The sequence below is a fragment of the Halorubrum aethiopicum genome (assembly GCF_001542905.1).
Taxonomy (GTDB): Archaea; Halobacteriota; Halobacteria; order Halobacteriales; family Haloferacaceae; genus Halorubrum; species Halorubrum aethiopicum.
The window spans coordinates 1-19468 of record NZ_LOAJ01000003.1; the positions used below are offsets into that span (position 1 = coordinate 1).

12 protein-coding genes are annotated in these 19468 nt (G+C 55.5%); 10 read left to right on the forward strand and 2 right to left on the reverse strand.

Annotation, left to right across the window (positions count from 1 at the left end; genetic code table 11):
• Positions 1-1097 precede the first annotated feature (1097 nt).
• The 6 genes from AXA68_RS15335 to AXA68_RS15360 all read left to right on the forward strand — a co-directional run bounded on the left by AXA68_RS15335 (position 1098) and on the right by AXA68_RS15360 (position 14121).
• A complete protein-coding gene (locus AXA68_RS15335) occupies positions 1098-2423 on the forward strand; it encodes an orc1/cdc6 family replication initiation protein (protein ID WP_066419070.1) in 1326 nt (441 codons plus the stop codon).
• Between the two features lie 676 nt (positions 2424-3099).
• On the forward strand, positions 3100-3327 hold the full coding sequence (locus tag AXA68_RS15340) for a hypothetical protein (protein WP_066419072.1): 228 nt from the start codon (positions 3100-3102) through the stop codon (positions 3325-3327).
• The gene (locus AXA68_RS15345) at positions 3320-6619 is read left to right on the forward strand and encodes an ATP-binding protein (RefSeq protein WP_232745144.1); all 3300 of its coding nucleotides are present in this window, start codon (positions 3320-3322) and stop codon (positions 6617-6619) included. Before AXA68_RS15340 ends, AXA68_RS15345 begins: the two co-directional genes overlap by 8 nt.
• Positions 6619-7260 carry a DUF7680 family protein gene (locus AXA68_RS15350; RefSeq protein WP_066419074.1) on the forward strand — a complete coding sequence of 214 codons (642 nt, stop codon included), beginning with the start codon at positions 6619-6621 and terminating at the stop codon, positions 7258-7260. Before AXA68_RS15345 ends, AXA68_RS15350 begins: the two co-directional genes overlap by 1 nt.
• A gap of 4 nt (positions 7261-7264) precedes the next feature.
• Entirely contained in the window at positions 7265-10156 is a 2892-nt protein-coding gene (locus AXA68_RS16275; RefSeq protein ID WP_080505360.1) for a DUF1156 domain-containing protein, read from the forward strand.
• A gap of 17 nt (positions 10157-10173) precedes the next feature.
• Positions 10174-14121, forward strand: coding sequence for a helicase-related protein (locus tag AXA68_RS15360; RefSeq protein WP_066419087.1), 3948 nt, complete (start codon positions 10174-10176; stop codon positions 14119-14121).
• Between the two features lie 277 nt (positions 14122-14398).
• Here AXA68_RS15360 and AXA68_RS15365 read toward each other — a convergent pair whose 3' ends face one another.
• Positions 14399-14731 (reverse strand): hypothetical protein, encoded by a 333-nt coding sequence (locus AXA68_RS15365; RefSeq protein WP_066419090.1) that lies wholly within the window; start codon positions 14729-14731, stop codon positions 14399-14401.
• Between the two features lie 228 nt (positions 14732-14959).
• On the opposite strand from AXA68_RS15365, the gene AXA68_RS15370 reads away from it, so the two are divergent.
• Positions 14960-15922, forward strand: a complete 963-nt coding sequence (locus AXA68_RS15370; RefSeq protein WP_066419092.1) for a hypothetical protein — start codon at positions 14960-14962, stop codon at positions 15920-15922.
• Between the two features lie 73 nt (positions 15923-15995).
• On the opposite strand, the gene AXA68_RS15375 is transcribed toward AXA68_RS15370, so the two are convergent.
• The gene (locus AXA68_RS15375) at positions 15996-16664 is read right to left on the reverse strand and encodes a DUF7509 family protein (protein WP_066419095.1); all 669 of its coding nucleotides are present in this window, start codon (positions 16662-16664) and stop codon (positions 15996-15998) included.
• A 112-nt stretch (positions 16665-16776) separates the two neighbouring features.
• On the opposite strand from AXA68_RS15375, the gene AXA68_RS15380 reads away from it, so the two are divergent.
• The 3 genes from AXA68_RS15380 to AXA68_RS15390 all read left to right on the forward strand — a co-directional run bounded on the left by AXA68_RS15380 (position 16777) and on the right by AXA68_RS15390 (position 19200).
• Positions 16777-17169 carry a winged helix-turn-helix domain-containing protein gene (locus AXA68_RS15380; protein WP_066419098.1) on the forward strand — a complete coding sequence of 131 codons (393 nt, stop codon included), beginning with the start codon at positions 16777-16779 and terminating at the stop codon, positions 17167-17169.
• A 680-nt stretch (positions 17170-17849) separates the two neighbouring features.
• The gene (locus AXA68_RS15385) at positions 17850-18722 is read left to right on the forward strand and encodes a ParA family protein (RefSeq protein ID WP_066419102.1); all 873 of its coding nucleotides are present in this window, start codon (positions 17850-17852) and stop codon (positions 18720-18722) included.
• Complete coding sequence (locus tag AXA68_RS15390) at positions 18715-19200, forward strand: hypothetical protein (protein ID WP_066419103.1); 486 nt, start codon at positions 18715-18717, stop codon at positions 19198-19200. The genes AXA68_RS15385 and AXA68_RS15390 overlap by 8 nt, the downstream gene beginning before the upstream one ends.
• Positions 19201-19468 lie beyond the last annotated feature (268 nt).

The window sequence follows — 19468 nt, forward strand, 5'->3', positions numbered from 1 at the left end:
TGAGTTGGAGGGCCAGTTGTTCAAAAGTATCCCCGTCTACAAAATGAAAGACGAAAGCTGTCAGCGCTCAAGTCGTGGAGCGGACTCGCATCGGTCCCGTATCGTTTGATGTCCTCAGTCTTGTCGATTCGGTCGGAAATCCGAATACAGGAACTGAAAAATTGCACTCTGATTTCGACATCGAAGAGACGCACCCCTATCGACTTGTTCAACAAAACCACCTGCATGCAGAGGGTCACCTCTATCGATTTGTTTAGCGAGGAGTCACCCACAGGAGATCGGTATTGAACCAGTGGAGAGAAGTTCCTTCTCCGCCCTAGTGAGGGGTTTCCATCTCTGATCAAGATTGAGCATAGGACCGCTCCTACACGTAGCCGGGTTGATTCACCGCGACCGTGTCGCCAGGACCACACACCCACCCCTATCGATTTGTTCTAACGAGAAAGGGTGGGGAGGGGGAGTCAATCACGGGGGAACCGAGGTGGATATGGTTCATCAGAATAATATCCTTCGGCTAAATCCATCTTTATTAGCTCGATTCTTGTTATAATCGGTGTGCAGAGAGGGGATTGAACAAATCGATAGGGGAGAGTGTAGAGTAGTTAGCCGAAGAAACAGAAGGAACAACAAGACACCTCTCACCACAGTGTACAAGCAGCCCGATCCTGGTCTTCGTCCCTTGGTTTCTCGACCCTTGTTTAAATACTCTATCAGGAGGAGAATAGAGCGAATAAGAGCAGTTAGAACAAATCGATAGACGTGTGTTCTACTAGCTAGCTAGTAGCTAGAAGTAGAAAGAAGAGAAAGAGAAGATGAAAGCAGCTCTCGATCCCGTGCTAATCGTGACGTAGATGGAGCGTTAGCCCGTTCGAGAATTCTCTCACCCCACCCACCGTATTGGTTAGAACAAATCGATAGGGGTGAGAGGGTGTTCGGGAGTTCTCCTGGATCGGTCGAGACGAAGGGGTCCTAACAAATCGTCGGGGGTCGCAGAGGACAACGGTGTAACCCTCCGATATCCTCGTTCTGAACGTCATACCGGTAGAAAAGAAATCGACAGGGGAATCTTTTAGTATCCTGATAGAGTGGGTCTCGGTATGCCCACGGATCCTGGTCCCGAGGAAACCTCCGAGTCCACGGGTTCTATCAAAGATCTCATTCTCGAGCAGGAAGAAGCCGCGAGTCTCATCAAGAACCGGTCACTCCTCGAACCGAACGAGATCGTCGACGAAGAACGTATCGTCGGTCGTGACACCCAACTCACCGATATCACTCAGCACCTCCGTGTCGCGATAAGTAACGAGCGGCCACCGAACCTTCTCCTCTATGGCCCCTCCGGGACCGGGAAATCGCTCATCATCAACGCCGTCTGCCAGAACATCGTCGAACTCTGTGAAAGTCGTGACATCCGGTTCGGTGTCATCCAGATGAACTGCCAGAACGTGGGCACCCTCGGTGCAGCCGTCTACGAACTGGCGCGAAAGGTATCGAACGACATCGGAACGACTGTCGACGTTCCGGAACACGGGGTTCCAAACAAGAAAAAATGGCGCGAACTCTACCGTCTGATCAACGACCACTACGATACAGTCGTATTCATTCTCGATGAACTCGACATGCTCGTCGGTCGTCGCGACAAGGACGAACCAGCCTTCTCCCGCCTTCTCTATCAGCTCTCTCGTGCTGGAAGCACCGATGAGATCACCGCCCAAGTTTCTGTTACCGCCATCACGAACGACACAAAGATGATGGAGAGTGTGGGAAGTCGCGCTCTCAGTTCCTTTACCCCCGAGGACGTTCACTTTAGTGACTACGACGCCAACCAGCTCCGGGAAATTCTCCGGGCTCGGGAAGATGCTTTCCACGAGGATGCACTCAGCGACGACGTCATCCCGCTTGCAGCAGCATTCGCTGCCCAAACCAATGGGGATGCACGGAAGGCGATCGATCTGATGCGAACAGCGGGGTCGATTGCAGAAAAAACAGGTGCAGACGAAGTCCGTGAGGAGCACGTTCGAGAGGCTCAAGATAAGGTTGAGAAGAACCGCGTGTTGGAGGTGACACGTGGGATTAGTACGCAGAAGAAGCTCTGTCTGTTCGCGACTGCAGCTGTGGCCCGTGAGGCCGGAACTGGTGCAGCAAAGAGCCCGATTGGATACCGGGTGTATCAGTACTTGACAGGTACCCTGGATTCGGATCAGTACCACCAGGAGACGTACGTGAATAAGATGAAAGAACTCACGACGTATTCGTTGGTCGAGACAGAACGGAAGAGTCAGGGGCCACACTCAGGCAGCTACCTCGAGTTCACGTTTGGTGAGAACCCGGAGACCATCATCGAGACGCTCCGAGAAGATTCGCGGCTAGACGACGTCCACGGGGACGAACTCCGCACCGTTGTGAACGCGCAGCTCAACCAGTAGGCTGTTGCTCGAACAAGTCGATAGGGGTGAGGGTGTTATCGATGACTCAGCTCCATCGGTGACAGGAACAAGTCGATAGGGGTGGGTCTACAGATCGTGGTGGCCGCTCACACAACAAATCGATAGTGGCGACCGTCCAAGAGTTCACGTCATCGAGATTCTGGTGAACATAATGAATCTGTATGGTTTGTTCGTGATGGTCGGTCTTGAGATGACATCTGTGATGCTGACCCTCAGGTCCCGATGCTGATGACGAAGACGGGTGTTGACTGGGATATGGAGTCCCCCCACGTGTGAGGGTCGGTCACTCTTGAACTCGGGCCAGATTGGCCGCCGTCAACGTCGTTGACTGACGCGATCCTTAATGTGGCTTAAGACGGCCGTCTCGAAGTCGTACGAGATTGCTGGAACTGTGGCTGGCGGGAGAAGCGTCGGCTCCGCATTGAGGCAATCAACACGATCGCCGGCGATGCAGTCGCGAGCAAGCGGGTGTCACTTTTTGAGGAGATCTCCGATGACCTCGCGACGCTCGAAGAGATCAAAATCGTTGTCGAAATGCTGGCAAGTATTTGGGAGATGGTAAGGAGTGGGATATAGAATAGATAGTACATACTCAATTGGAAGCTTAGACTAAGTAAAGGTTATAACATTCCCGTCAGGTGATGTGAGTATCTAGATGACTCAGAAGACAATTGGACAGAACACCGGCCAATCAGGCCGGGTGAATCTGTCGGGACCAGAACTCGCCCAATTCGATGCGGAAGTTGGGGACGCTATCAAGGTCGATGTCGCCGAGTCGAAGGGGATCGCCAAGGCGATCATCGAGAACAGCACGGAGTGTGAATTCGTAATCGTCTCGAAACCAGAAGCTGATTCCTCACAAACGGAGAAAATCGATGAGTAGTGAGTACCCCTCTCTCTTTGAGAGCTGCCAGCCAAGAGACGATGTCTTAGACGGCTCGCTCCAGGAGGAACAGTTCGCTGCGAAACTCTCGACTGTCGTCCACAACCCTGAGAAGGCAGCACCAGTCTATCGAGATCCCGACTCGTTCTACGATATGACCTATCCCACGGAGGGTCTCCGCACGCTGCTCTCCAATCTCACGGGGCGTTTCTTGGCGACGACAAAGTACGACCCCGGATCGTATACTTCGAGCATTCTCTGTCTCGACACACGGTTCGGTGGTGGGAAAACGCACGACCTCATCGCCTCCTACCATCTTGCTGAGAACCCCGTAGATATTGACGACCTCTCGCACTACCTGCTGGACGGCGACGAGGAGCTTGCGGCCGACTATCAAGATGCGGTGGCAGAGGGCCTCGATATTGCGACGGGGGTCTTCATCGGAACGAAGGCTGATAGCAAGGATGCCCGCCATGCCGACGACGATCCGGATGCTCCGAATACCCGGACGATGTGGGGTGAACTCGCGTACCAGCTCTATGGGCTCGATGGCTACGAGTACCTCAAGGACTACGACCAAGACCGGGACGCCCCCGGTGAGGGGACCCTCTCGAAACTCTTCGCTCAGCACGACCAGCCGGCCCTCATTCTGATCGACGAAATCGCCGACTACATGAACAAAGCCGCGGGCACGCCTGTCGGCGACAAGACGCTCGCCGATCAGACGCTTTCGTTCGTGATGGCGCTCCTCGAAGCGGCTGCCGAATCGGAGCACGTCACGGTCGTCTACTCTATCGCGGATACGGCCTTTGGTGAGCAGGCTGACCGGGTTCGTGATGGCGTCCGTGACCATATCGAGGAGGTCAATGAGATTGGCCGGCGGCAGCACAAGACGGTCACGCCGACCGACGAAAACGAGATCGGACAAGTCCTTCAGCACCGACTCTTCTCGGAAGTTCCAGAAAACGCCGCGCACGAAGCCGCCGACTCATACTTCCAATTCTATGACCAGGAAGACCGGCAGTATCCACAGGAAGCCACCGACGCTGGCTACGTGGATGTCCTCGCTCGCGAATACCCCTTCCATCCCTCCTTAATCGACGCTCTCACGGACAAGATCGATACGATCCCTCGATTCCAGCGCACGCGTGATGCCCTCCGCTTACTTGCTCGAGCCGTCTACTACCTCTGGAATCACCAGCCCGACAGTTACGACCGCCACTGGATTCGGATCTACGACCTCACAGTCGCTGATGACGATCCTGGCGGTGGGATTCAGACGATCCTTCGTGAGCGCCTATTCGACTTCGTCGATCTCGGTCCCGCAGTGACCGCCGACATCTACGACGACGATGGTACCGCGCACGCCCAGCTTGAGGACCGCAAGTGGACCGAAAACGGCATCCCACCGCTCGGTACCCATCTGACAACGACGGTTCTCTGGCACAGTCTCGCGTATGGTGAGCAGGCAGCTGGCCTGACACACGCGGATTTGAACCTTGCCATCGGCCATCCCGATCTGAACTTCGACGACTACGATGCCGCACTATCCGCACTCCGGGGCGACGATATGGACGTCGCCTGTTACTTCCTCTACGAGGAAGAGCGCCTCCGGTTCAAGCAAGAACCAAACCTGATCCGAATTATCGACCAGCGGATCGAGTCTACCCCCGAAGCGAGCGCTCATTCGCGTTTCGAGAACCGTCTCACCTCGAAGGAAATCGGGGATGGTGGCTTCCAGCCGGTGGAGTTCCCTGAATCGCCGGCGGATTTACCGGATACCCCGGATACGCCGAAGCTCGCGGTGATGCATCCAGACAGTGCGGCTGTCGAAGACGGCGGCGATACGCCACCGAACCGTGTGACACAGCTCTACGAGCAGCAAGCCGCAAAACACGACGGGGAGACAGAGACGCGTATCTACAAGAACTACGCTCTGTTCCTCGCTCCTGACAACGACCGAATGGATGCAGCGATCGACGAGGCTCGGCGTCTCGAGGCTATAGAGGCCCTGCTTGATAGCCCTGAACAGAAAGCCGACCTCTCCTCGGAACAAATCGAGGAGCTTCGAGAACGGAGCGACGAGGCACAGCTGATGCTCGGAGAGCTCGTTCGGAACGTCTACCGGCACCTCTACTACCCGGACCGGGACGGGCTCACCCACATCACCATCGGTGCAACCGAATCCAACGGCGGGACGACACTGGTCGACGCTGTCCAGACAACGCTCGAGGATAAGATCGTGAAACGCGACGCCGGCGCTCGTGGGTCCGCTCACGTCCAACAGAAACTCTGGCAGCAGACCCAGGACGCTATGTCCACCGAAGCGCTAGTCAACCAATACGCGAAGAAGCCGGGTCTGGACTACCTCTTCAGCACGAAACCGATTCGAGAGACTGTCTCTTCTCTCGTTAGTGACCACGGATACGCATACTGGGATGGCGAGTCTGGGACGGCGTACTGGGCCGGGACGACAGAGCCGTCGACGTGGCCACACCCGGAACCGTTCGCGGAATCCCCCGATGTCGAGACCTCGATTCGGGACAGCGATGTCCAGATCGGGGGCGCCTTCGTCGTTTACCGAGAGATCGACGCGCTCGTCGACGACCACCTCGACGAAATCGACCGGCCAGAACAGACGGTTGCCACTTGTGCTGAGTGTGGGGCGGAGGTTGAAAACCCAGAAGGCAGCGAACCCTACTACTGTGAGGAACACCAGTCCGATACGACCTGTCGTTCCTGCGGCAAAGAGGTCGATAGCGAGCAGCTGCTGGATGAACGCGGTCGTTGCCAGGAGTGCCAACCCGAGGAATCCTGGGAGGCGAGCAAGAAGATGATGTCCGCTTCGCGGGCCTTCTCAGAGGTTCGTCGCGATGCGGAATCGAAGGCCGGGACTGACCGGACGCCGCTGATCGAAGAAGTGACAATCCAAGTCGGTGGAGAGGATCCCTTCCAGGCGGCCAAGTTCGTCAGCCAGCGTCCCGGATTCAAAGCCCGTGAGGACGCGGTGACGGTCCGAATGCAGTACGAAACCCGGACTGACGACGGGACGTACAGCGCGGAATTCACGGGGTCACCGAGCCGATTCCGGGACGTGATTGACCAGCCCGGCTCGTTCGGCGATGATCGAGAGACCATCCAGTTCCGCTTCCAGTTTGACGAGCCCGAACCGATCACAAACGAGGGCGACGACCTCCTCGCTGCCCTCGATAATGACCTCGATTCAGGCAACATCGACGTCCGAGTCGAAGGGCGTGGCCCGATTCGGGCGAGCTCGGAGGTGACGGTCTGATGGCGAGTCGCGGTTCGGAATTTGAGACCTCACCCGCCGAGGGGACAGAGGAGGATCGGCTGGTCCGCTACGGGACGAGTATGTTCGGTGGCCGCCCGACGTTCACGCTCGTCCGACGAGAGACAGACGGTGGCGGAGAGTGGACGCTCCACGAACTACTCCCTCGCGAACAGGCTGAAGCCCGCCGTGATCGCTTGGAGCGGGATGGTCGTTCGCTGAGTATCACACCAGTTGAGGATCTCGTGTCGGACATCGCTGGCGACGACCTCCTTTCCAAGCTCGACGGCTGGACGTGGGATGAGTGGGCCGGCGCAAAGGTCGCTCGGCTTGACCCGACCCGCGTCCGTGCGCTCCAGGACGTCGTCCGGGAAGCGATCGAAGGCACGCCAGGAGATTCATCAGAAGTTCTCACTGGGGGGGCTGGGTTCGTGTTCCTACCCGAAACGGCAGGCGTCCGGCTTGCTGTTGCGTTCCGTGGCGTGAAGCCGATCCAGCGTATCGACCGGATGCGGTCGCTGGCTCGAGGCGTTGCACGGATGAGCGATGAGGAGTGTTACTACTGGTATGCAAAGTGTCGGTCTCCGTCGAGTCCGAACGGCGAAAAGGCCCTTCGAGTGTTGCTGACGGACCACATCAAATAGAACAATGAACGAGAACGAGTCTAACCCGGATGCTATTGAAGGACAGAATCTTGCAATAGAGGGGAAACTCCCGCTGAAAGCCGTAGGGATAGAGAACCTGAAGGAGGCAAATCCCAAACATATGCCTCCCCATCGCTACCTTCACCCTTGGTTTGCCCGCCGCCCTACACCTGCGGCTAGGTTAGCGACTTTGGCCTCAATCCTCCCAGAAGATGTTGATTCCGATCAAATACTTAGCTGGATTCAAATTGGCCCCAAAGAAGGAATTGAAGGGGATATCTCGGAGTACGTTGAACAAAAGAAAGCTAGTGAGGGCGATAGAAGCGGTTCTCTGGGCGACCATTACGGTTATCCACGTCCATTTACACAATCTCCGAATAAAAAAGAGAGAGATGAAATCCATGAAATACTGGAAGAGACGTGGGATGGTGAACTTCCAACCGTCTTAGACCCTTGTGCGGGTGGAGGTGTAATTCCATACGAGGCGATCAGATACGGTTTGCCGACTAAAGCTAACGAGCTAAACCCCGTTCCATCGGTAATATTACAGGTATTGTTGAATTACGCACCAAGCGTTGGGTCATTAAAGGACGATTTAGAGCGGTGGAGTCAGCGTATTGATAATCTCGCGGAGGAGAGACTGGAACAGTATTTCCCCTCGGAAGGAGAGCACGACTCCGTTGATTCCTATGTCTGCGCTCATGTCGTTACTTGTCCCGATTGTGGGACAGACATACCGTTAGTTTCGAAGTGGTCCATTCGTACCCGAAGGAGTGCAGATACGGTTATCTCTGTTCCTGAAGTGGATGAAGATGGCTCGATTGAGTACGATTGCATCATTGAACCGACGGAGGAGGAACTAGACGGATTTGATCATAAACAGGGGACAGTTTCTCGAGGTGGTGATGCTGAGTGTCTAAATTGTGGGATAGTCACTGAATCAGAGGATATCGTAGATATGCATCAAGACGGGGAGTTCAGTTATGACATATTCTGTGTCCGTTATATGGACTCCTCTGGTAACTACAGCTTCCGAGCACCTAATGAAGCTGATTATCAAGCTTTAGAGAGCGCTGAAGAACGTATTGAGTCTGATTTTGATCTTGCATCCTTCTTGACTACTCCTCTCCCAGATGGCGAAAAGACTCGAGAACCACGGGAACATGGGATTCATGAATGGAGAGATATGTTCACTCCACGCCAGCTGGTTTCTCACTACGAGTATTATAGGGCGTTTGAAGATAGGAAAGACGAAATTCAAGAAGAGCATCCGGAAGATGAAGCAGAGGCGCTTCTGACTGTTCTCTCCTTAGTCCCGGGTAAACTCGTTGACTATAATTCCCGCTTTTCACCGTGGCATACTGGGAAAGGATATCCCTCAAACGCAATGGGGGGCAAACACCTGTCCCTTGCTAAATCGTTTGCAGATATCAATATGTCAGTCGGTGGTATGGGGAGCTATCAATCTGCCATCAGGAAAATAATTGAATCTTATGAAGAACTAGTATCTTATCTTCCCGATGACGCTTCTCCCGCGGAACTATCTACGGGGGATGCTGCGAATCTACCTTATCCGGATAACGAGATCGAGGCAGTTGTGATAGATCCTCCCTATTATAGCAGTATCATGTACGCTGAATTATCGGATATGTTCTACGTCTGGATGAAGGAATATTTGGACGACGTCTATCCTGACCAGTTCCAGTCAGATCTCACAAACAAGGATGACGAAGCGGTTGCGAATCCCAGCCGATTTGAAGGTATTGCGGGCGGCTCTGATTCTAAGCGAGAACTGGCAAATAATGAATATGAGCAGAAAATGAGTGAGATATTCTCAGAACTATACCGTGTTCTCGAGCCTGGTGGAGTAATGACCGTGATGTTCACTCATAAAGAAACAGATGCTTGGGACACCCTCACTAAATCCTTAATCAACTCCGGGTTCACAATAACATCAACACACCCGATTTCTAGTGAAATGCCGGCTAGAATCGACACTCAGGATAGCGGATCGGCTGATAGTACTCTGTTGCTTACTGGACGGAAGACTACCCAGGGCTCATCCCCACTTGATAGCGATGTACCGACTCTTTGGACCGATGTGCGCGCCGACACAAGGTTAGCCGCGAAAGACGCTGCACGAGACCTTCTTGATTCAGGCCTCTCTCTCACGAAGACTGATGTTATCATTTCTGCATTCGGGCCAACTCTAAAAGTGTACGCTGATGCCTATCCTGTTGTTGATGATCAAGATGAACCAGTACCACCGCGGCGTGCATTAGAGGAAGCGCGTGAAGCGGTGACACAGATTCTTGTCGATGAGTATCTAGAGGGGGAAGGTCTTGGTGAATTGGACGACATTACAGAGTGGTATGTCCTCTCGTGGCTTGTTCACGAGTCAGATACATTCAACTACGACGAGGGGCACCAATTAGGACTCGGGATTGGGGTTGATATCGACGATATCAAGCGATCAACCAAACTCTGGCGAAAGCGCCGAGGAGACATCAAATTGCGCGGTTACGACGATAGAGTTCAGGATATAACTCTCCCAAAAGAGGACCGGTCTAGCCGGAAACCAGTCGATCCAGATGCTATCTCATTCACAATTGCGCTAGATGCGGTTCACGCGGCGATGCATGTTTACGAGAAGCAAGGTGAAGACGTTGCAATTGATTGGCTCAAGGAACGGAATTTCGATACGGATGCTCCGTTCAAAGCCACTTTAAAAGCACTCTTGCAGGTACTCCCCCAGGATCACTCTGAATGGGAAGCTGCTCGCGACCTCGCCTTAGGCCGGACCCACGATGCGCTTGGTCTGGAATTCACCCCCACCGATTTTACTGACCCCTCGGAAAACACCCTAGAACAGAGCGAACTCGGTGACCACGCCTAACTCGAAACCTCTCCAGTATGACTAATCTACGTGACCGCGAGTGGCAGTCGATCTACGAGAGCAAGCCCGAGCAGGGGCGAGCCCACTTAGTCAAGGACTTCTACGAGCCCGCACTGGAACGCAGCCAGCAATACGACCGGATTGCGGGCTACTTCTCCAGTACGGCACTCGCGGCTGCTGCCAACGGCATTCACGCCCTCGTCGAGAACGATGGTGAAATGCGTCTCATCGTTGGCACCGAACTCTACGAGTCAGATCGTCCGGTTCTAGAGACGCTCACCGACCGCCTCGAGGAAAACCTCGAGGACCTCGATGACGAACGCCTGGATGCAAATCTCCGTATTCTCGCGCGTCTCCTCCGCGAGGGCCGGATCCACATCAAGGTCGCCTATCCACGCTCTCCCTCTCACGACTGGGAGATCTTCCATCCGAAAGTTGGACTCTTCCACGATAGCGACGGAAACACGATTTCGTTCGAGGGCAGTGTCAACGAGACGGTCGGCGGCTGGGCTCGCAACTACGAGCGGTTCAAAGTCCACCGTTCGTGGGTTCCTGAACAGGCGGACTACGTCGCCGGCGACGAGGAGACCTTCGAGCGACTGTGGAGTAATGAACACCCCTTTGTCGAAGTGTATGACCTCCCCGAGGCGATCGAAGAGGACATCATCGACTGGAAAGCCCCAGACACCGAGAGCGATCTCCAGGAAGCGATTCAGATCGCGAACGGTACAGCTCCCCCAACGGAGCGCGACAAAGCGAACATCATTCACGATGGCCCGCTATCGCCCGGTGGGCTCGCACTGGCCGAGGAAGCGAGCACGATTACGCCGTGGCCTCATCAACGAGTCGTCTCGGACACACTCGTCAATACGTATCCACAGAGCTTCTTGCTGTGTGACGAGGTGGGGCTCGGGAAGACGATCGAGGCCGGTCTTACACTCTCCCGGCTTGGACTCACCGGCGAGCTTGAAACCGGACTGTTGCTGGTTCCGGCGAGTCTGAAGCGGCAGTGGCAGGAAGAGCTCTGGGAGAAGTTCAACATCAACGCCGTCCGATTCGACCGGGACACAGCGGGCGATCACGTATTCCGGGACGTCCGCGGTCGCGACCACTATCCCCCATCGGCAACGGACCTTGACCTCACTGGAGAGCGCGAATGGGCGGACAGCCCCATCTGGCGGTTCCTCTACGAACAGCAGTCGACTGATACCGACGCATCGTCGCCGCTGGATGGACCGACGGTCGTCATTATGTCCTGGCACACGGCTCGTCTCGACGACCGGTGGAATCAGGTCGCTCCCTTAGACCGGGTTTCCGACCGGTCTCGGGACGTCATCCCGGCAAGCTGTCGCGGGCGCGACCACGATACGGAAGACCGGATGGGCGTGTGGGACGCCGTCATCGTCGACGAGGCGCACAACGCCCGACGTGGCAGTAATTTCTACGCTCTTCTCGAACAGCTTCGCGATTATACGCACGCCTACTACCTCTTGACGGCTACCCCGATGCAATTGCACTCTGGCGAACTCTACGACCTGATGCAGTTGCTGGATCTTCCGGGTGGTTGGGATAACCGGGATACCTTCATGGAGTTCTTCGAAACTCGAGACGGGCTGTCGCAGGCCCTCAACGAGGTTCTCGACCCAAGTTCAGAGTCCGACGAAGCGGAGGCTTCCTGGGACACGCAAGCCACACTCGATGGACTGGAACACCAAGATCGGCTCCCGATGGACCGACCATTCTCCTCAAAAGTCTTCCAGCAGCTTGCAGACGAACTCGAGATCAATGAGGACAGACAGGACCGTGCCATTGCCAAAGAGCGCGTGCTGACTGCGTGCCGGCTCGCACGAGCCTATGGAGACGCCTACGACGGCTATCTCGACCATGTCGACGACGCGATGGCAGATTATGACATCGACCGCTTCGAGGCGAGCGAGGATACGAAACTCAAACGGCTCCTCTATCCTGAAGACGCCGACGAGTGGTTGATGGCGTCCCGTAGCGACCGACAGGACGCACTTGACGAACTTTCCCCGGGCGGTTGGCGAGTCATCCGCGATGTTCTCGCAGAGTCCACGCCCGTCGACGCGCTCATTCACCGGAATACACGGGATACACTCCGGAAGTACGAGGCGGTCGGTCTCCTCGATACGACCGTTCCGAACCGAAATCCCGAACAACGGAAAATTGAACTCACCGAGGAGACACGGGCGGTCTACGACCAGATCGACGAGTACACACGTGAGTTCTACAAGCGAGCCCAACAGACTGACGAAGCCCAAACACGCGCCATCGGGTTCGTGATGACCACGTACCGGCAGCGACTCACGTCGAGTGTCTATGCGATCAGTCAGAGTCTGAAACACCGGCTTGAGACACTCCGGGCGCAACGAACCGTGCTTGCCGGACGGGAGCGCGCCCGTGATCGGGACTATGGTGATGCGGAGCAGGTCGTCCTCGAAACGCTACAAAACGCTGATCTCGACGACGGAGACGTTCTGGATGAACTCGACGCTAGTAGCGACGACTTGGACCTCTCTGAACTCATCCCGAGCGTGACTGAAGAGGGGAAACAGCTTATCGAGGAAGAAATCGAGGCCCTGGAAGCGTTTGTCAACGACTTAGACTTGGTTGATACTGACCCGAAGATTCAGCAGCTGTACGACGACCTCGACGAGCTGGACCGTGCTGGCCACAACCGGGTGATTGTCTTCACGCAGTACGCGGACACAATGGACTTCATTCGGGACAGTCTGGCGGACCTTCTTGGAGCGACAATCGCGACGTACTCCGGTCGTGGCGGCGAGCTGTACGACCCCGATTCTGAAACGTGGGAGCACGTCGGGAAAGAGCGCGTGAAGCGTGAATTCTCACGTGATGATGGGCAAGTTGATATCCTCGTCTGTACCGACTCCGCGAGTGAGGGGCTAAACCTCCAGGAGTGTGGGGCACTCATCAACTACGACCTACCGTGGAATCCGATGAGGGTTGAACAGCGTATCGGTCGGATTGACCGCATCGGCCAACGATTCGACGAGATTCGCATTCTCAATTACAGCTACGAGGATACGGTTGAGACGGACATCTATGATCGCCTTGACGACCGGATTGGCCTCTTCGAAAACGTCGTCGGTGAGATGCAACCCATACTCTCCGGCGTCAGCCAACAGATTCGGGATGCGACCTTGAACGCGGACAGCGCTGACGACCAGTCTGCGGTCGAATCAGCTGACCGTGAGTTCTCTGAAGAACTCGAAGAACGCGACCAGGGCGACCGCGTCGATGTCGGAGAGTCACTCGAGGACGTCGACGACCTCGTCGCTCAGGACGTCGTCGACGAAGCAAAACTTGATGCGTGGCAGTCCTACAGTCACCCGGATCTCGTCGACGTCGGCGAGGAGGAGTACGAGTATCAACCCCCGTTCGAGACACCGAGTCTTCAGTCAGTGTTGGTCGATAACGATGCGCTTGCCGAGGCCGGTATTGAATTCACCCCGGTTCACGAGATTGACTTCGAGTACGATGACGGGGACTTCGACTTTGCGGACAGTACATATCGCCTCTCAGTAGGTGACGCACCGATCGAGGTCCCAGCCGGGAATGGGGAACAGACGATTGCACAGGCTATTGCGACTGGTGCTGATGAAGTGGCGGTGACATTCTCGGCTGTGTGTGCTGACGAGTTCCCATCCGTTCAGCATCTTGCGCCAGGTCATCCACTTCTGGTGCAGCTCCTCACAGTACTGCAGGATGTGAGTGAGGATCCGTCGCGACTCCAACAGCGAATCGTAACTCGACCCGATCAAGACCAAGAGCCAGTCGTGTGTGCGTGGGGGCGGGACGGCGTGTTTACCCGGATTGTAGGCGATGGGACAGTGGCTGAAAATGGACCGATGGATTCCCTTCCGACGTGGTGTGATCAATTCCTCAATAACCGAGAGAAGTCAACAAAGCAGCCACAGTAGCTGGCTAGTTTTGTAAGCATGGACTTCCCAGATGAACCAATAGATGCCAAACACTGCCCTCGAAGCAAATCTCCGCGCTATCGGAGACGGTGCGAGACTGGAACAGTTGTGCTCGCTTGCGGGTGAGCGCGTGCTTCGATTACACAGCTTCTCGCCCGGTAACTCCCGTCGAGATGAATACGACGGCCCGCTTGCTGGCTCGGCTTCCAGTCCGACGATGTGATCGACGGTCCCGACACGGCTCACCTCAATGACGAAGCGATCTGTGGTGGCTGTCTCAGTCATGGTCTTCGGAATCCTGTTGTCCTTCGAACCCAGTACGGACTGCATCGGTAGTCGCCAGTAGTTCATCGAGGAATGCTGTGATGAGATCATCCGGGTCGCGAGGAAGGCCGTCCGGTGGCTCTTCCCAGAGTTCGACTGTAAATTCCCACGCTTCCGTTGCCTGTCCCTTACTGGCGATAACCATCAGAATCGCCTGCTGATAGATCACGATCGTCCGCTGGTCGTCGACGTCGAGATACTCGATTGCGGCTGCCTCGAGTGCTGCCGGGAGATTCACCGGCTCATCCACCGTGTAATGCTGGACCGGCTCATTCTCATCCGTCATAGCCGATCTTACTACCCGTTCGTACAAGTATGCGCGTGGCTTCGGCGACAGCTCGTCCGCTTCGCTGACGATGCGGGTATGCGAACCGACTGTATTGATGAGTTGTTCGGAGAGAGTGGATCGCTATAGGGATGTACGCCAGTATGACGAGCTTCTGTCGACAGCTCTGTCCTCCCTGCAATCTGGACGAACTGGGGATTTTAAGCTCTCAGCAGCGAGAGTATAGATATGTCGTTCAGTGAGAACTGGCACACGCTCCTCGAAGCGGCCGAGGAGCGTTCTCCGGAGGCCACTCTCATCACACCGCTTTCTCACACCCAGTTTCGTATTACCGACACACAGGAATACCGCGTCATCATCGAAATTCTGGACTCGGATGAATCTCAGCCGCTCCAGCGCGACCAGTTCGAAACGCTCTATCGCCGAGTCCAGGATGCGGGCGGCGGCTTTGAGCTTGACCGCCTTCCGCCGGATGCCGAACCCTATGCTGCCGTGCTAACGCTTCATCCGCAATTCGAGATTGACGAGGACGCTGGGATCCTCGTTGAAACGGACGCCTCGACTGCCACCCAGGTGATTGGTGAGGGCCCGACCGAGACTGACGATAGAACTGAGCCGGATGTCGGCGTCTATGCTGATGCACTCCTGTTGATCGATGAATTAGAACGCCACGATCCGACCAGCATGGACACGCTGGATACGGAGACACTCATCGACCTTTACACGCTACTCTCGGACGTGCAACGTGGCGCGAACGACCTTCGGAAAGACATCGCCGATACCCTCCTTGATCGAGTCCATCACGACCAGCCAGTTCATGCTCAGTATGGCTCCGTCCAACGAACTTCGCGCCGGTCGAAGTCATTGAAGGACGACACAGAGGTGCTCGCTGCGTTGGAGGACGCCGGCATCGATCGGGATCGTGTCCTCGGCGTCGACCCGGACAAGGTCGATGACGCGCTTGACGTGACTGACCTCCACGAGCAGGACGTCTACGATATCGACGAGCGGGCGTACGTCAGGAAAGCCGACGTCAACGAGGACGTGAAAGAGACGCGATTGCAGGGATTAAAGGACCGACTCGCGGCCACTGAAAGCGAGGAGGCAGATGTCCTTCGCAGCGAGATCGAGGACCTGGAAGACCGGATCGACGAACTCACGAGCTTTCGAACAGGTTCCGAGGTGCAGTAACTGAGTATCGTTCTCGGGTGACTCTCGCAGCAGCTCCGGCGACGAGGTCTTCCCGAGCTGACCGCGAGTCCGATCAGTCCAGACGGTCGAGCGATCCATAGAGCTCCTCGTTCTGAATGTGGGTACAGAACTGTGCGCAGAGCCGACAGCAGTCCGCGGCATCGGTGAACGTCCGGACACTGGCGTCCCAGCGCGCGTGGACGGCGCCAAGCATCGCACTCCGAACTGCTGGTTCGGTCGCGACCATGACCCGTCGCGCACGTGTTGGTGGCGTTGCATCGGCTGCCGGCCCCTGCATTCCAGCTGTTGACAGCATATCCTCGAGGACGCTCCCGATCTCGATCCCGACACCGAGATTATCGCCGACCTGTGGAGCGATGAAGACCGTTGCATTACTCGCCTTCGCAAAGGCGATACTCTGTGTGGCGGCATCCATCTCGTCGAGCGGAATCCCGACGTCGATTGCGAGAAAAGCATTGAAGCCGCGGTCGCGGAGGCAGTCCCGCGTCTCCTGCAGGAGCCGCAAGACCTCGTCTTCGGCGTACTCGCCGCTGGTCTCGTCCCACGTCGCAAATGACGGAGCATCGGTTTCGACATCGGCGCCCGCCGGCAGCAGCGCGTCGACGTCGAATGTCCGATATGGGCCCATCAGATAGACGAGAAACTGTTCCCGCCGGACTGGAGCGAGCGCATCTGAATTACCGGCGGCACGAGGGAGATTGTCGATAATCCGTTGCCGCATTCGACTCGTCGATTCGGAACGGTAGTATATAAATATCCGTGTTCTCAGGAATATTATAGTCGAGAACGACTAAGTACGTGGCGTCCCAACGTAGGACTCGAGGCACCCCCAAATGTCCGAAACCGATCGCCAGCCAACAGAGGAGGTTCGCCAGCCGGAGCCACCCCTTCCCGAGGATAGCGGGCTGACACTCGAGGAGTACCTCGCCATGCAACAGGCGATCGGCCACCCGACGCGGTTCCGGATCCTCCGCACGCTCGTCGCCAACGACGAACTGAGTGCTGCCGATCTCAAGACCGCGGTCGATGTCGAATCTCACAATTTCCACTACCATCTCGACGAACTGGTCGACGTCGGGCTTGTCGACAAGCGCCAGCGACGGACCGCTGACAGCCAGGGCTTTTACACGTACTATCGGCCGACGGCAATGGGGCGGGGTATTCTCGATCACGGTGTCGAGGAGCTGATGCGCCGTGAACGGGAGTTCAACGACGCCTATTCGTAAGCTGTCGTAGGGTTCTCTGTCTGTGTCGTTCCCAATGCCCTTCGGAGCTTCTGCTGGGTTTCAGTACTTCATATCGCTAACTAACTTGCAATCCGTCTCGTGGCTACCATGGAGCTTCACTACCACGAGTACCGATCCATCGATTACTCAGGCCGTCGTCGTCACTATCCCACTGGTCACCTCCTGTTCCTGTCTGGGGTCGTGTAGATAGCCGAACGACCATCGTACCTCGGTCTGGCGGGAATCCGAGGCTGTCCACCACCCCGGTTTCTCATATCGGAATGGCTGGACAATGTCGATATCGCACACCATTAGCATAATGTGAATAATGTGGATAATGTAAGCTCCGTACAGTGTATAATCAGCGCCTGAGGTGTAGCGATAATTGTGATGGCTGTGTGCGAAATGTAGATAATGCAAATCGTGTAGATTACGTTTGACTGGTGGAGATAAGGGCAAATTGGGATTGTGCTCACAATTAGAATAATGTACAAAATGTAGATTGTGTAGATAGCGCGCCCAATTTGTCTGACGCAGAATTAAGGTGGGCGAACTTCATTAGCCGCGTATGAGCAAGGCAAAACTCACATTATTAACGAAATGTGCGCAACCTTCAAAATCTACACAATGTAGATTGTCCACAAAATGTACAAAATTCAACCATCGCGGGGTGCTGACCCATGAGTGCTGACGAGTTTGAAGGACTCCCCGGAGCAGCTGTCTCGTTGCTCAAGGGGGGCGTAGGAAAATCCACGATCGCGCTCAACATCGCTGATCGACTCGCTGATCGCGGCCATGAGACGGTACTACTGGATCTGGATAAGGACGGGCACATGACGACCCAGCTTGGGTACGACGATGCGTACGACCGCGATGCGAACCTCGGTGACGCCCTTATCGATGGTGAAGACCCCGAAGACCTGCTTATCGAGACGGACTTCGGCGTTCACCTCCTCCCGTCAAGCAACGAACTCGAGAACGTCGAGACGAGGCTGAAGGACGAGCGGTTCGCAGACGTCAAACTTCGGCGAAACGTTGTCGATCCACTCATTCAAAACGGATACGACTACGTGATAATTGATGCCGCCGGCGGCCGTGGGAAACTTTCCGATAACGCCCTCATCGCTGTCCAGCGCGTCATTATCCCGCTAATTCCGCGTGCTGGCTCGATCAACGGCCTCAATAAGATGATTGAACGCCAGATCTCTCCAATCCGGGAGAATATCGGGTTAGACATCCTCGCAGTCACTCCGAATATGATCCGCGAAACGATGGGGCAACACAACGAGCATCGGACTCTCGTCGAAAATCTCAACCGAGAGTTCGGTTCGTTCGTCCCTGAGTACGCTCGTGTGGATCCGGAGATCTTCGATGCTCTCAACGATTCGGGACGCACCATCGATAGTATCCCGAAGCCAGGGATTCGTGAACGGACTGCGATTTCCCGCGCCTTCAAGCAAGGAATGCCCGTCTCGGAATTCGACGAGGATTGCGACCAGATCCCGAATTTCGACCACTTAGCGGACCTCGTGGAGGAACACAGCCATGCCTAATGAGGACGACCGTTTCGGGGACGTCGCTGAACAGCTCAAACAAACGGAGGAAGGAGTAGACTCGGACGACGACGAACGTACTGACACCCAGGATGAACCACAATCGGATGAGGAGATAACTACTGAGGACACAGAGTCGGAGACTGAGTCCACTCCTGAGCAGGATGAGGAGGATGAAGACGAATCCACCGGTGGACCGGCCTTCTCCTTTGACGAGACCGATATGCACGGCTTCTATGTCCGGGAGGAGACGTGGAATGGCGTCACCCGGATGCGGTCCTCGGTAACTGCCGCGTGCTCTATGTTTGATGTTCCCGAATTTGAGGGAAGAGAGTTTCAAGATGCGTGTCTCCGGGTGATTGCGGACCACGGTGATGAGGTCGCCCTTCAGATTCTCCGGGAGCGTGGTATCGAAGCCGATGAGGAACGTGTACAGGAAGTTGTGGAGATGCTGAGCGAGCAAGCTACGAACGACTAGCATCGGATTTGGTAGATTTCCTCCACCACTCAGATTTTGCGCATATTGTACATTATGTAGATTGTGTAGTAACCTATCTGCTTGCGGTCTTGCGATTATTCTCGGAACTGGGTTCGAACGGCGGTCGCGGTTTTGGTATAGCGTTATATGATTTATACCGTTGGCCAAGTCCGTATTTCGGAGGATAGAACTCCTCTACATGGGGAAAATTGGATATGAGACTCTTGTCACTGTTGGTTATGATTAGTATAGTAATCACGACCACTTT

What these genes read in the sequence shown, in the direction of transcription:
- AXA68_RS15335 (WP_066419070.1), top strand. Translation starts at nt 1,098, where the DNA reads ATGCCCACGGATCCTGGTCCCGAGGAAACCTCCGAGTCCACGGGTTCT.
- AXA68_RS15340 (WP_066419072.1), top strand. Translation starts at nt 3,100, where the DNA reads ATGACTCAGAAGACAATTGGACAGAACACCGGCCAATCAGGCCGGGTG.
- AXA68_RS15370 (WP_066419092.1), top strand. Translation starts at nt 14,960, where the DNA reads ATGTCGTTCAGTGAGAACTGGCACACGCTCCTCGAAGCGGCCGAGGAG.
- AXA68_RS15360 (WP_066419087.1), top strand. Translation starts at nt 10,174, where the DNA reads ATGACTAATCTACGTGACCGCGAGTGGCAGTCGATCTACGAGAGCAAG.
- AXA68_RS15375 (WP_066419095.1), bottom strand. Translation starts at nt 16,664, where the DNA reads ATGCGGCAACGGATTATCGACAATCTCCCTCGTGCCGCCGGTAATTCA.
- AXA68_RS15390 (WP_066419103.1), top strand. Translation starts at nt 18,715, where the DNA reads ATGCCTAATGAGGACGACCGTTTCGGGGACGTCGCTGAACAGCTCAAA.
- AXA68_RS16275 (WP_080505360.1), top strand. Translation starts at nt 7,265, where the DNA reads ATGAACGAGAACGAGTCTAACCCGGATGCTATTGAAGGACAGAATCTT.
- AXA68_RS15385 (WP_066419102.1), top strand. Translation starts at nt 17,850, where the DNA reads ATGAGTGCTGACGAGTTTGAAGGACTCCCCGGAGCAGCTGTCTCGTTG.
- AXA68_RS15345 (WP_232745144.1), top strand. Translation starts at nt 3,320, where the DNA reads ATGAGTAGTGAGTACCCCTCTCTCTTTGAGAGCTGCCAGCCAAGAGAC.
- AXA68_RS15380 (WP_066419098.1), top strand. Translation starts at nt 16,777, where the DNA reads ATGTCCGAAACCGATCGCCAGCCAACAGAGGAGGTTCGCCAGCCGGAG.
- AXA68_RS15365 (WP_066419090.1), bottom strand. Translation starts at nt 14,731, where the DNA reads ATGACGGATGAGAATGAGCCGGTCCAGCATTACACGGTGGATGAGCCG.
- AXA68_RS15350 (WP_066419074.1), top strand. Translation starts at nt 6,619, where the DNA reads ATGGCGAGTCGCGGTTCGGAATTTGAGACCTCACCCGCCGAGGGGACA.